The organism is Desulfocurvus thunnarius (assembly GCF_055390965.1).
In genome coordinates this window covers 3,089,613-3,102,435 of sequence record NZ_AP042411.1, presented here as the reverse complement: position 1 = coordinate 3,102,435, position 12,823 = coordinate 3,089,613, and the positions used below count along the sequence as shown (strand labels likewise).

The following is a 12,823-nucleotide window of genomic DNA, read 5'->3' as shown; positions in this document are numbered from 1 at the left end:
CATGACAGACGACACAAGCAAGGACACCCCCATCCCCGTGGGCGCGGCTGCCCCGGAGGGCGGCGCCACGCCCGTGGGCGGCCCGACGGGCGGGCCCGCGCCCCGGCGCGCCGAGGCGGGCGGCGAGCACAAGGAGAAAATCTCCGGCGTGTTCTCGACCCAGACCGTGCAGCGCGTAGGCACCGGCACGACCTCGCGCAAAACGGTCAAGAAGTCCTTCTGGTTCGTCAAACAGCTCGACGACGGCAACCTCGAAATCCAGCCCCTGAACCTGAACTACGTGCCCTCCGGCCCCAAACGCCGCGTGCCCACCGAAGACTTTCTGGAAAAATTCTCCCCCGAGCCCGAGTTCTACATCTCCACCGTCTACCCCAAGATGAAGGAGCTGTCGGACACCGTGGCCAAGGGCGAAAAGCACCGCGAAAAGGGCGAGACCTTCAGCGCCGAGATGGAGTTCAACTCCGCCCTGTCCATCGACGAGGAGAACATCCGCGCCAACTTCGGCCTGGGCCTGACCTACCTCGATCGCGGCGACGACACGCGGGCCAACGACATCTTCGAGCGGCTGGTAAAGCTCGACGCGGCCTTCGAGCCCGAGCACAAGCACCTGTTCAACGAGTTCGGCATCAACCTGCGCAAGAACAAGATGTACGAACAGTCCGTGGAATACTACGAGCGGGCCATGGAGCTTTCGGACCGCGACGAGCACCTGCACTACAACGTGGCCCGCGTCTACTACGAAAAGGAACTCTTCGCCCAGGCCTTCAAGAGCCTGACCCGCGCCCTGGAGCTGAACCCGGGCTTCGCCGAGGCCGAGCAGTTCCGCAAGTTCCTGCTGGACAAAAACCTGGTGGACATCCACGGCAACCAGATCAGCGGCGCGACCCTGCCCCAGCCCGCGCCGCGCAAAAAAGCCAAGAAAAGCGCCTCCACCAGCTACGACATGAATTTCTAGCCCGGGCGCCGTCGCAGGCGCCGCCCCGGGCCGAATGTCGGCCCCGCCCGCAGCCTCCGCCCTCCCCCATTGCCCATGGACCAAAACTGGATCACCCGCCCCGCGCCTCCGGAGCCCGCCGACCTCGCCGCCTGGGCCGGGCGTCTGGAAATCAGCCCGCTTATCGCCCGGCTGCTGTGGCGGCGCGGGCTGGACAGCCCCACCGCCATGGACGAATACCTGAGCCCCGGCCTGCGCCACCTGAGCCCGCCCGAAACCCTGCCGGGGCTGGCCGAGGCCGCCGCCGTGCTGGCCGAAGCCCTGGCCGGGGGCCGCACGCCGTGCGTCTGGGGCGACTACGACGTGGACGGCGTGACGGCCACGGCCCTGGTCGCGGATTTCCTGGCCCGGCGGGGTTTTTCGGCCAGCCATTTCCTGCCCCACCGCGTGGACGACGGCTACGGCCTGAACCGCGAGGGCATCGAGACCCTGGCCGCCCAGGGCGTGGACCTGCTGCTGACCGTGGACTGCGGCGTCACCAGCCACGCCGAGATCGCCCGGGCCCGCGAGCTGGGCATGACCGTGGTGGTCACCGACCACCACCTGCCCGGCCCCGAAGGCCCGCCCCCGGCCGACGGCGTGGTCAACCCGCGCCTGGGCCCCTGCCCCTGTCCGGATCTGGCCGGGGTGGGCGTGGCCTTCCTGCTCATGGCCGCCCTGAACCGCCTGCTGCCCGGCCCGCCCGTGGACATGCGCCCCCTGCTGGACCTCGTGGCCCTGGGCACGGTGGCCGACGTGGTGCGCCTGCAGGGGCAGAACCGCATCCTGGTCAAGAACGGGCTGCTGCTCATCGCCAAAGCCCGCCGCCCGGGCATCGCCGCCCTCAAGGAAGCCAGCGGCCACGCCCCGGGCGCGGCCCTGGGCGCCGGGCAGGTGGGCTTCGCCCTGGCCCCGCGCATCAACGCCGCCGGACGCATGGACCACGCCCAGACGGCCCTGGACCTGCTCCTTGCGCCGGACTACGAAACCGCCCGGCCCCTGGCCGCCCGGCTGGACGCCCTGAACAGCAAGCGCCGGGGCCAGGAGGACGCCATCCTCACCGAAGCCCTGACCCAGGCCGGGCAGTTTCAGGACCGCCTGGGCCTCGTGCTCTGCGCGCCGCACTGGCACCCGGGCATCGTGGGCATCGTGGCCTCACGGCTGGTGGAGCGTTACTACAAGCCGACCCTGGTGCTCTGCGAGGAGGACGGCAGGCTCAAGGGTTCGGGGCGCAGCACGCGCGAATTCGACCTGCACCAGGGGCTGGCCGCCTGCGCGGGCCTGCTGGAGCGCTTCGGCGGGCACAAGCAGGCCGCCGGGCTGGCCCTGGCGCCCGGCAACCTGGCCGCCCTGCGCGAAGCGTTCCACGAGGCCGTGGCCGCCCAGTGCGGCCCCGCGCCCCTGACGCCGACCCTGCTGGTAGACGCCGAGCTGCCCTTTGCGGACATCGGCTTCGACCTGCTGAAGGAGCTGGAAATGCTCCAGCCCTTCGGCCCGGCCAACGCGGAGCCCGTGTTCACCTCGCCGCCGGTGAAGGTCCGCGACCTGCGCGTGTTCGGCAAGGACCACGTGAAGCTCTCGCTCATGGACCAGGGCAGCGGCACCATCCTCCAGGCCAAGGCCTGGAGGATGGCCGGGCGCATGCCCCAGAGCCTGCGCGGCCAGACCATCCGCGTGGCCTTCAGCCCCAAGATCGACCGCTACCAGGGCACGGCCAGCATCGAGCTGCTCATCAAGGACTGGCGGACGGCATAGCGCGCAAACTGCGCCACCCGCCCGAGAGCGCGGGCACGGGCGGCGCGGGACGCAAAAAGGGCGGCCAAGGCCGCCCTTTTCGTTTGCCCCGCACGGGGGGAGTGCCCCCTCCGCCGCCGGGCCGCCCGGCATCACTTCTTTGTACGCAGGTCCAGCCCGTGTTCATCCTTCAGGCGCTGGAAGACGCGGGGCAGCACGCGTCCGGCCATGTCCATGCCGACCTTGGCGCCCACCTGCTGGCTGTCGCGCATGACCTGGGGGATGAGCCCCACGGCCTTGCGCATCACCGGACGCTGATAAAGCTCGATCATCTCGCGGACCTCCCCCGCGCTCAGGTAGCGGCCCCAGACCTGGCCGACGGCAACGGCCACCGCCCGCACGAAGGCGCCCTGCTCGCGCTGAAACTCCTCCTGAACCGTGGTGAACACGTAATCCGGCAGGTCGGGATGCTGCTTGCGCAGGGTCACGACCATCTGCTGCTGCATGAGGCCGAACATTTCGGCGGCCATCTGCGTGCCGCCCGAAACTTCCGCCAGACGGACCAGATCCTCCTGGCTGGCGGGGGCGGCCAGGGCCGCGCGCGGCGCCGGGGCCAGGGCCGCCAGGGGCAGGACGGCAAGCAGCGCCAGCGCCGCCCACAGGGGCCGGGCCGGGCGGAAAACACGACAAAGGCGACGGATCATGATGTGGTTCTCCTCGGGTTTCCGGTACCCGTCCGCAGGTGGTGCAAGCGGACGCGCACGCGGGTGGTGCGGAACAACCTAGGCGAAACGTGCCGCGTTGTACGAACTGCGCACGCGCGGGGCGGCGTAGACGTGAGGAATGCCCAGCTCCGCCCCCAGGGCGGCGAAGGCGTCGAACTCCGCCGGGGGCACCCAGCGCACCACCTCGGGATGCGCCGCGCTGGGCCGCATGTACTGGCCGATGGTCACGATGTCCACCCCGGCGGCAGCCATGCGCTCCAGCAGGCGCCGGACCTGGGGGCCGGTTTCGCCCAGGCCGACCATGAGCCCGCTTTTGGACGTGATTCCCGCGGCCTTGACGCGCACAAGCAACTCCACGCTGCGCTCGAACTCGGCCTGGGGCCGGATGGCGGCGTACAGTTCGGGCACGGTCTCCACGTTGTGGTTGATGATTTGCGGTGCGGCGGCGACCACCGTGGCCAGGGCGTCGGCGTCGCCGCGCAGGTCGGGGATGAGCACCTCGACGGTGCAGCACGGCAGCCGGGCGCGCACGGCGGCGATGGTCGCCGCGAAATGCGCGGCCCCGCCGTCGGGCAGGTCGTCGCGGGTCACGGAGGTGATGACCACGTGGCGCAGGCCCAGGCGCACGGCGGCCTCGGCCACGCGGGCGGGCTCGCCGGGGTCCAGGGGCTCCACGCGCCCGGCGCCGATGTTGCAAAAGGCGCACGAGCGCGTGCAGTGGCGACCCATGATGAGGAACGTCGCCACATTGCGCGAGAAGCACTCGTAGATGTTGGGGCACTTGGCGCCCTGGCAGACGGTGTTCAGTTCCAGGTCGCGCAGCAGGCCCCCGGTGCGGGCGAAGGCCGGGTCGCTGGGCAGCTTGACCCTAAGCCACTCGGGAATGCGGCTCGAACACCGCGCGGAACTCCTGGGCGAGGACATGTTTCATCTCCTGCATGTCTGGAAAAACGGTGGCGCCGGGGTCGGCGGGAGCATCGGAGGCGGCCGCCGCCCGGGCGCTCAATTCGGTGTGCACGGACGTGGGCCGCGCGTCGGCCAGCCCGCACAGGGTAATCAGGTCGAACAGGGCCGTGTCGCGGGCCACGTTGAGCGCCAGGCCGTGGTAGGTCACCCAACGTTTCACGGCGATGCCCATAGAACAGATCTTGCCCGAGGTCGTCCAGACCCCGGGGCGGCCCTCCACGCGCCCGGCCGCGACGCCCACCCGCGCCAGGGCGCGGATGACGACTTCCTCCATGTCGTGAAAAAAGCTGCGCACGCCGCCGGGCCGCCGGTCCAGGCGGAACACGGGGTAGGCCACGAGCTGGCCGGGAAAATGGCAGGTGATGTTGCCCCCGCGCGAGACGGGCACGAGTTCGATGCCCCGGGCGGCCAGGAACTCCGGGGCGACGTGCAGGTTCTCCAGCCCCCCGCCCTTGCCCAGGGTGATGACCGGCGGGTGCTCCAGCAGGAACAGCGTGTCCGGCGCCTGTCCGGCCAGCACCCGGGCGTGGCGCTCGAGCTGGCGCTCCTGGGCCTGCCCATAGGGCACAAGGCCCAGATCCACGATCTCCATCACACGGACTCCAGGGATATTCGACCACTAGGGCACAAAGGAAAAGCGCATCCGGCCCACGAACTCCTGCCCGAAAGCCGGGTCGCCCGTCAAGTCCAGGGCGCGCACCCGCGCGGGCAGGGCCTCGGCCCAGGCCCGGGCCTGCGGGTCGGCGAGCAGCAGGCGCGCCCCGGCCAGGGAGGTGTTGCCCACCGCGCGCACCCGGGCGCCCAGCCCGGCGGGCAGGAAGCCCAGGGTCTCCAGGTCGTCCACGGCCACGTGGGCGCCCAGGGCTCCGGCCAGACACAGGGCCTCCAGGGCCCCGGCGCGCAGGCCCGCTTCGGCCAGAAGCCGCGACAGGGCGAGGTTGAAGGCCGCCTTGACCTTGAGCACCTCCTCCACGTCCGCGCCGGACAGGGCCATCCCGTCGAACAGCGTGAAGACGCGCTCGCCGCCGCGCACCTCGATGCGCTCGGCCAGCCGTGCGCCCAGGGGCGTGGCCCCGGGGCGGAACTGGCCCTGGGCGTTGACCAGCCCCAGGCGCACCAGATGCGCCAGCAGGGACAGGTAGGCCGTGCCCGTGAGCCCCGCCGCGCGCGAGGAGGCGGCGCCGTCCAGGGTCCGGGCCTCCAACCCGGCGGGGCTGAAGGCGAAGCGCGTGACGGCGCCCGGCCCGGCGACGTTGCCGTGGGTCAGGCCGATGCCTTCGAGGGCCGGGCCCAGGGGCACGCTGGTGGCCAGCAACCCGCCGTCGGCCAGGGCCAGCAGAAATTCACCGTTGGTGCCCATGTCCGCCAGCAGGAAGGGCGCGGCGGGAGCGGGCCCGGCGGCCCCCAGGGCCAGAGCCGCCAGCCCGGCGGACAAATCGCCGCCCACGAAGGGTGCAAGCTGCGGCGGCACGTAGGCTGCGGGCAGGCCGACCACCAGGGGCTCCTCGCGCCCGCCCGCGTAGTCCAGGCGGTACGGCGCCGTGGCCAGCCCGTCCACGGGCAGGCCCAGCAGGATCAGGGTCATGGCCGGGTTGCCCGCCACGGCCAGGCGCACCACCGGCCCGGGCAGCGCGCGGGCCACCCCGGCCAGCGCGTCGAGCACCAGGGCCCGCAGGCGCGGCGCGGCACCGCCCCGGGCCAGGGCCAGGCGCGACATGACCTCACTGCCCGCGCCCATCTGCGGGTTCAGCAGGGCCCCCTCGGCCACGGGCGCGCCGTCCGGCCCCAGGGCCTGCCAATGGATGGTCGTGGTGCCCAGGTCCACGGCCAGGGCCAGGGCCGGGCTGTCCTGGGGCGGGCAGACGGGGGCGGACGCCGGGGCCGGGCGGCCGGGCGCGGGCAGCAGCACCGCCGCGCCCGGCAGGGCCGCGTGGCGGCAGCCCAGGCGCCAGCCGTCGGCCAGCTCCCGCGCGGTCAGCACCTCGTCCTCGCCGGGCACGGGCGCGGGCGGCGCGGCGAGGAAGCGCACCCGGCAGCGCCCGCAGCGCCCCAGGCCCGAGCACAACGCCGGGGCGGGCCAGTGTCCGCTCAGGTAGGCGGCCTGGGCCAGGGTCAGGGCCGGGTCGGCGGGCAGGGCCAGGGTGCGCCCGGAGGCGTCGGTGACGGCGATGGTTTCAGCGGGGCTCATGGCGTCCTTGGTGCTTCGGGGCAGGGCGAAAAATCAACGCAGATACAGCCGCCCTTTGGCTCCGGCGGCGGGGCGCACGCGCCCGACCACGGCGGCCAGGTCGCCCCCGGCCAGCAGCAAGGCCCGGGCGCGCTCCAACAGGTCCGGCGGCACGGCCAGCACCAGCCCGCCCGAGGTCTGGGCGTCGAACATCAGGTCCGTAAGCACCGGGGGCACGTCCGGCCCGACCTGGACCCGCGAAGAACAGAAATGGCGGTTGGCGTGGCTTCCGGCGGGCACGAGGCCCATGCCCGCCAGCTCCAGGGCCTGGGGCAGCAGGGGCACGGCGGCCACGTCCAGCTCCACGTCCAGCTCCGAGGCGCGGCACATTTCCAGCAGGTGCCCGCCCAGGCCGAAGCCGGTCACATCCGTGGCGCCGCGCAGGCCCAACTCGCGGATCACCGCGCCGCCCACGGCGTTCAGGCGCCCGGCGGTTTCCCATACCAGGCGTTCCAGTTCCTCGGCGCCCTCCCAGCGGCCCTTGACGGCCGTGGCCAGCACGCCCGTGCCCAGGGCCTTGGTCAGCACCAGATGGTCGCCCGGGCGCAGGCCCGCGTTGGTGGCCACGCGGTCGGGATCGATGGTCCCCGACACGGCCAGACCGTACTTGATTTCGGTGCCCTCCACGCTGTGCCCGCCCGCCGGAACGGCCCCGGCCTCCAACACCTTGTCGTAGCCCCCGCGCAAAATTTCCTGAAGGATTTCCAAAGGCATGGTCTTGGCCGGGAAACAGACGATGTTCATGGCCGCCAGGGGCTCGCCGCCCATGGCGTACACGTCCGAAAGGGCATTGGCCGCGGCGATCTGGCCGAACCGGTAGGGATCGTTGACGATGGGCGTAAAGAAGTCCACGGTCTGCACCAGGGCGCGACCGGCGGGGAAACGGACCACTGCGGCGTCTTCACCCACGGCCTGCCCGGCGATGAGCCGGGGGTCGTGGCGCACCGGCAGCGCCGAAAGCACTCGCTCCAGGTCCCCGGGAGCGATCTTGGCGGCTCAACCGGCCGCTTTGACGGTATCCACCAGCCGGGGCGTGTCGCTCATGGCCGGGCTCCTTTGGTTGTCCGTGCGGCGCGAGGGCGCCCGGCCTAGCGGCTCAGGCTGCACTCCTTGCGCAGGAATTCGATGAAATAGCGCATGACCGGGAACTGGTGCCGCCGGGCATGGGAGACGAGGTAGAAATTGCGCTCCATGTCCAGCCCGGACACGCGCACCTCGCGCACCTGCCCGGCTTCCAGCAGGGGCCGGGCGGCCAGGCGCGAGGTGGCCGTGAGCCCCAGGCCCGCGCGCACGCAGGCCAGGGCGGCCTGGGTGCTTTCCACGGTCAGGGCCGTTTTCAGTTCGCGCGGGTCCACGCCCGTGCGCGCCAAGCCCTGCTCGAAGGCCCGGCGCGTGCCCGAGCCGGGCTCGCGCACCACCCAGGGCAGGGCCAGCAGATCCCGGGGCGTGCACTGGGGCGCGGCCGTCGCCGGGCCTTCCACCGGGCCCAGGACCACCAGTTCGTCGCGCAGGATGGGCTCGAACGCGAGGTCCGGATGGTCTCCGGCGGCGCCGACCATGGCCACCAGCTCCTCGCCCTCCAGCAGGCGGCGCACGATGCTCTGGGAATCGCCCACCCGCAGGTCCACGCGCACCTCGGGATGCTGGCGCACGAAGCGCGCCAGCAACGAGGGCAGCACGTAGTGGGCGGGGATGGTGCTGCCGCCCACGGCCAGATCGCCCGCCACGCGCTCCTGGAGGAGCTGTATCTCGGCGCGGGCCGAGGCCACGCGGGCGAAGATGTCCTGGGCATGGCGATAGAGAACCTCGGCGGCCTGGGTGGGCAGGATGCTGCGGCCCAGGCGGTCGAACAGGCGCACCTCGAGTTCGGCTTCCAGGGCCGAGACGTGGGCCGAGATGGTCGGCTGCGAAAGATAGAGCTCCTGCCCGGCCTTGGAGAAGCTGCGCATCTCATAGACCTTGGCGAAGGCTTCCAGGCGTCGTATGTCCATCCGCTCCACCCTGTTTGGTTGGCACCCTGCGTGGCGATCCGCCGCCGGGCGGGATCGCCCGGGCCGACCCTGGCCGCACCTGCCCGGGGCTCTCGGCTCGGCGTGGCGCGCCGGGCAGGCCAGGGCCAACGTCGGGGCCTGCCGCGCAGCCGGAACATGGGGCAAGGCGCAATGCCCGGCAGCCGGGCAGAAAAAAAGACAGGCCTTACGGCCTGTCTTCTTATCGTTTTCCATCGAAAAAGGCTATAGCCTATTCGGCGGCCTTCTCCGCGGCGGCGGGTTCGGCCTCGGCCTTGGGCTCCGCCTTGGCGGGCTTGGGCTCGGCCTTGGCGGCCTTGGCAGGCTTCTCCGCAGCGGCGGGCTGATCGGCCGAGCGCGAGAACTCGATCACGGCCATGGGCGCGCTGTCGCCAACGCGCGGCAGGCCGAGCTTCAGCACGCGGGTGTAGCCGCCGGGAACCCCGGCGAACTGCGGGCCGATCTCGTCGAACAGCTTCTTGACCAACGAATGGTTGCCCAGGACCTTGTAGGCCTCGCGCCGCGCCGGGACATCGTTCTGCAGCGCGTAACGCACCAGCCGCTCCACCACACCGCGCAGTTCCTTGGCCCGCTTCTCGGTGGTGCGGATGCGCCCGTAGACGATCAGCGACTTGGCCATATTGCGGAACATGGCCTTGCGGTGGGAACTGGTGCGGTTGAACTTTCGTCCGCTTTTTCTATGCCTCATCGCTTTCCTTCCTCTTCAGCCAGTCCTCGTAGTGTTCCTGGAAGCCGTCAACGGTCATGCCGAATTCCAGGCCCATGTCGGCCAGGATGCGCTTGATCTCGTCGAGGGACTTGCGCCCGAAGTTCTTGGTCTTGAGCATCTCGCCCTCGGAGCGCTGCACCAGTTCGCCGACGGTGCGGATGTTGGCGCTCTTCAGGCAATTCGTGGCGCGCACGGAGAGTTCCAACTCGTCGATGCCCTTGAACAGGTTCGGGTTGACGCTGTCGCACCCGCCGGGCTGCGAGCGGTCCTCGTCGGAGGTCTGCTCATCGAAGTTGATGAACACCGTGAGCTGGTCCTTGAGGATCTTGGCGCTGTAGGCCACGGCATCCTCGGGCGAAACGGAACCGTCGGTCCACACTTCGAGGACGAGCTTGTCGTAGTTGGTCATCTGGCCCACGCGGGCCTGCTCCACCGTATAGGCGACCTTCTTCACGGGCGAGTAGCTGGCGTCCAGCCGGATGAGGCCGATCTCGTCGGAAACGTCCTCATGCATGTCGGCGGGGACATAGCCCTTGCCCATGCGGATCTCCAGGTCGATGCGCAGCTTCACGTCCTCGGTCAGGGTCGCAATGTGCTGGTCCTTGTTCAGCACGGTCACGCGCTGGTTCTCGCGGATGGCGGCGGCCGTCACCTTGCCCTGCTGGTTGGCCTCCAGCACCAGGCGCTGGGGCTCCTCGGAGCTCATGGCGAAACGCACCATCTTGAGGTTCAGGACCACATCCGTCACATCTTCGAGCACGCCGGGAATGGTGGTGAACTCGTGCTGGACGCCTTCGATCCTGGCGGAAACCGCCGCCGCCCCTTGCAGGGAGGACAGCAGCACGCGCCGCAGCGCGTTGCCGATGGTGGTGCCGAAGCCGCGCTCCAGAGGCTCGCAGGTGAACCTGGCGTAGGTCCCCGTGCTCTTGGAGTCGCGGACAATCTGCTCCGGCTTCACCAGTTCGGACCAGTTGCGCGTGTTGATCAGTTTGTCGCCGTCTTGGATGATCATCTTGGCTCCCTAGCTATTTGGAGTACAACTCGACGATCAGCTGCTCGTTGATGGGGAACTGGATGTCCTCGCGCACCGGGCGGGCCTTGATGGTGCCCTTGAGGTTCGGACCGTCAACTTCGAGCCAATCGGGGCAGCCGCGCCGGGCGATCACTTCCTGAGCCTCCTGGATCACGGGGATCTTGCGGCTCTCCTCGCGGACGGTGATCACGTCGGCCTGGCTCACCTGCATGGAGGGAATGTTGACACGCCGTCCATTGAGCTGGAACACGCCGTGGCGCACGAGCTGGCGGGCCTGGTCGCGCGAGTTGGCGAAGCCCATGCGGTAGATCACGTTGTCCAGGCGCATTTCGAGCAGGGCCAGCAGGTTCGTGCCGGTAACGCCCTTTTGCATGTCGGCCTGCTCGAAGTAGCTGCGGAACTGCTTTTCCAGCACGCCGTACATGCGGCGCACCTTCTGCTTTTCGCGCAACTGGATCGCGTAGTCGCTGATCTTCTTGCGGCCGCGGCCGTGCTGGCCCGGCACGTAGGGACGGCGCTCGTAGGAGCACTTGTCCGTGAAGCAGCGGTCACCCTTAAGGAACAGCTTCTGCCCTTCGCGGCGGCAGATGCGGCATTTCGCGTCGGTATATCTAGCCAAAACAGGTTCCTCCGAAATGTCGGGCGGTTAGACCCGGCGCCGCTTGGGCGGACGGCAGCCGTTGTGCGGGATGGGCGTCACGTCGCGCATGAAGGACACCTTCATGCCAGCGTTGTTGATGGCGCGCATGGCGGCCTCGCGCCCGGCGCCCGGGCCCTTCACGAGCACGCCGACGGTGCGCATGCCGTTTTCCATGGCCTTCTTGGCGGCGGTCTCCGCGGCAACCTGGGCGGCGAAGGGCGTGCTCTTGCGCGAGCCCTTGAAGCCCATGCCGCCAGCGGTGGCCCAGGAGACCACGTTGCCCTTCAGGTCCGTGAAGGTGATGATCGTGTTGTTGAAGGAAGCACGAACGTGGGCGATGCCCACCGGGACGTTCTTCTTTTCCTTCTTCTTGCCGGTACGGCGGGGTCTAGCCATTGTCCTTCATCTCCGTACTATTGAAATGTGTCTGCCGCAGCTACTTTTTCTTCTTGCCCACCACCGAGCGGCGCGGGCCCTTGCGGGTGCGGGCGTTGGTGTGGGTGCGCTGGCCGTGGACCGGCAGGCCGCGCCGATGGCGCAGACCGCGGTAGCAGCCGATGTCCATCAGCCGCTTGATGTTGGCCTGCACGTCGCGGCGCAGGTCGCCCTCGACCTTGTGGTTGTCCTCGATTTCCTTACGGATCTCGTTGGCGGCCTCAGCCGAGAGGTCGTCGGTGTTCTGGTTCCAGTCCACGCCGACCTTGTCCAGGATCTGCAGCGCGGTGGTGCGACCGATGCCGTAGATGTACGTCAGGGCGATGTCCAGACGCTTGTTCCTGGGCAGTTCGATACCAGCAATGCGTGCCACTTTGATTCCCCTTATCCTTAGCCCTGGCGCTGCTTGTGCCGGGGGTTTTCGCAAATCACACGCAAAACGCCCTTGCGGCGAATCACCTTGCACTTGGGGCACATCTTCTTGACCGAGGGTCTGACTTTCATGACCTGTTCTCCACTTGCATTGTAACCGGGCAAAGCGCTCCGGCCTTGAATTCGTTGCCCAGGCACGCGCCCGCGGGCTAGCTCACACTCAGGACGACGGGCCCCTCGTGGGTCACCGCCACCGTATGCTCGAAATGGGCGGACAACTTACGATCTTTCGTTACGGCTGTCCACTTGTCTTCGAGTATCTCCACCTCGCAGGTTCCGGCGCAGACCATGGGCTCGATGGCCAGGACCATGCCCGGCTTGAGCACCGGCCCGGCCATGCCCGAGGGCACGAAGTTCGGCACTTCGGGCTTCTCGTGCAGCTTGCGGCCGATGCCGTGGCCCACAAAGCGCCGGACAACGCTGTACCCGCGCGCCTCGACGAACTCCTGCACGGCGCGGGACACGTCGTACAGGTTGTTGCCGGGCTGGGCCTGGGCGATGCCCCGGTGCAGCGATTCGCGCGTCGCGTCCAGCAGGTCGCGCGCCGCGTCGCTCACCGTGCCCACGGCAAAGGTCCGCGCCGAGTCGCCGTAGAAGCGCTCGTAGACCACGCCCATGTCGAAGCTCACCACGTCGCCCTCGCGCAGGATGCGCTCCCGGGAGGGGAATCCGTGGACGACTTCCTCGTTCACAGAGCAGCACAGCGCATAGGGAAAGCCGCCGTAGCCCTGGAAGGCGGGCTGCACCCCGAACTGCCGACACATGTCCTGGGCGATCTCCTCGAAGCGCATGGTGGGCACACCAGGCGCAACGGCTTCGCCCAGGGCGTCGAGGACCACCGACACGATGCGGTTGGCCTCGCGCATCAGCGCGATTTCCGCACTGTTCTTGATATAGATGCCGCGAACCTTTTTCAAAG

Annotated in this window: 15 protein-coding genes; 2 read left to right on the top strand and 13 right to left on the bottom strand. The window is 69.5% G+C overall.

Going from position 1 to position 12,823, the window contains the following annotated elements:
- Nucleotide 1: 1 nt before the first annotated feature.
- On the top strand, nt 2–955 hold the full coding sequence (locus tag ACZ5KV_RS13635) for a tetratricopeptide repeat protein (protein ID WP_464239838.1): 954 nt from the start codon (nt 2–4) through the stop codon (nt 953–955).
- A gap of 75 nt (nt 956–1,030) precedes the next feature.
- Entirely contained in the window at nt 1,031–2,728 is a 1,698-nt protein-coding gene (recJ, locus tag ACZ5KV_RS13630) for a single-stranded-DNA-specific exonuclease RecJ (RefSeq protein WP_464239837.1), read from the top strand.
- Nucleotides 2,729–2,859: 131 nt separating this feature from the next.
- On the opposite strand, the gene ACZ5KV_RS13625 is transcribed toward recJ, so the two are convergent.
- The 13 genes from ACZ5KV_RS13625 to map all read right to left on the bottom strand — a co-directional run bounded on the left by ACZ5KV_RS13625 (nt 2,860) and on the right by map (nt 12,821).
- Entirely contained in the window at nt 2,860–3,411 is a 552-nt protein-coding gene (locus ACZ5KV_RS13625) for a DUF2059 domain-containing protein (protein ID WP_464239836.1), read from the bottom strand.
- 78 nt (nt 3,412–3,489) lie between these two features.
- Nucleotides 3,490–4,356, bottom strand: coding sequence for a lipoyl synthase (gene lipA / locus ACZ5KV_RS13620; protein ID WP_464239835.1), 867 nt, complete (start codon nt 4,354–4,356; stop codon nt 3,490–3,492).
- A complete protein-coding gene (lipB, locus tag ACZ5KV_RS13615; protein WP_464239834.1) occupies nt 4,301–4,990 on the bottom strand; it encodes a lipoyl(octanoyl) transferase LipB in 690 nt (229 codons plus the stop codon). The genes lipA and lipB overlap by 56 nt, the downstream gene beginning before the upstream one ends.
- A gap of 27 nt (nt 4,991–5,017) precedes the next feature.
- Nucleotides 5,018–6,586 carry an ASKHA domain-containing protein gene (locus ACZ5KV_RS13610; protein ID WP_464239833.1) on the bottom strand — a complete coding sequence of 523 codons (1,569 nt, stop codon included), beginning with the start codon at nt 6,584–6,586 and terminating at the stop codon, nt 5,018–5,020.
- 33 nt (nt 6,587–6,619) lie between these two features.
- The gene (selD, locus tag ACZ5KV_RS13605; RefSeq protein ID WP_464239832.1) at nt 6,620–7,669 is read right to left on the bottom strand and encodes a selenide, water dikinase SelD; all 1,050 of its coding nucleotides are present in this window, start codon (nt 7,667–7,669) and stop codon (nt 6,620–6,622) included.
- Nucleotides 7,670–7,713: 44 nt separating this feature from the next.
- On the bottom strand, nt 7,714–8,616 hold the full coding sequence (locus tag ACZ5KV_RS13600) for a selenium metabolism-associated LysR family transcriptional regulator (protein ID WP_464239831.1): 903 nt from the start codon (nt 8,614–8,616) through the stop codon (nt 7,714–7,716).
- A gap of 250 nt (nt 8,617–8,866) precedes the next feature.
- The gene (gene rplQ / locus ACZ5KV_RS13595; RefSeq protein ID WP_464239830.1) at nt 8,867–9,343 is read right to left on the bottom strand and encodes a 50S ribosomal protein L17; all 477 of its coding nucleotides are present in this window, start codon (nt 9,341–9,343) and stop codon (nt 8,867–8,869) included.
- Entirely contained in the window at nt 9,333–10,376 is a 1,044-nt protein-coding gene (locus tag ACZ5KV_RS13590) for a DNA-directed RNA polymerase subunit alpha (protein WP_464239829.1), read from the bottom strand. The genes rplQ and ACZ5KV_RS13590 overlap by 11 nt, the downstream gene beginning before the upstream one ends.
- A gap of 13 nt (nt 10,377–10,389) precedes the next feature.
- Nucleotides 10,390–11,016: a 30S ribosomal protein S4 gene (rpsD, locus tag ACZ5KV_RS13585; RefSeq protein ID WP_464239828.1), complete on the bottom strand. Its 627-nt coding sequence runs from the start codon at nt 11,014–11,016 to the stop codon at nt 10,390–10,392.
- 27 nt (nt 11,017–11,043) lie between these two features.
- Nucleotides 11,044–11,433, bottom strand: a complete 390-nt coding sequence (gene rpsK / locus ACZ5KV_RS13580) for a 30S ribosomal protein S11 (protein ID WP_291497084.1) — start codon at nt 11,431–11,433, stop codon at nt 11,044–11,046.
- Nucleotides 11,434–11,473: 40 nt separating this feature from the next.
- Nucleotides 11,474–11,845, bottom strand: coding sequence for a 30S ribosomal protein S13 (rpsM, locus tag ACZ5KV_RS13575; RefSeq protein ID WP_464239827.1), 372 nt, complete (start codon nt 11,843–11,845; stop codon nt 11,474–11,476).
- A 17-nt stretch (nt 11,846–11,862) separates the two neighbouring features.
- A complete protein-coding gene (gene rpmJ, locus ACZ5KV_RS13570) occupies nt 11,863–11,976 on the bottom strand; it encodes a 50S ribosomal protein L36 (RefSeq protein WP_028587340.1) in 114 nt (37 codons plus the stop codon).
- A gap of 77 nt (nt 11,977–12,053) precedes the next feature.
- Nucleotides 12,054–12,821 (bottom strand): type I methionyl aminopeptidase, encoded by a 768-nt coding sequence (gene map / locus ACZ5KV_RS13565; RefSeq protein WP_464239826.1) that lies wholly within the window; start codon nt 12,819–12,821, stop codon nt 12,054–12,056.
- Between the last annotated feature and the right edge of the window lie 2 nt (nt 12,822–12,823).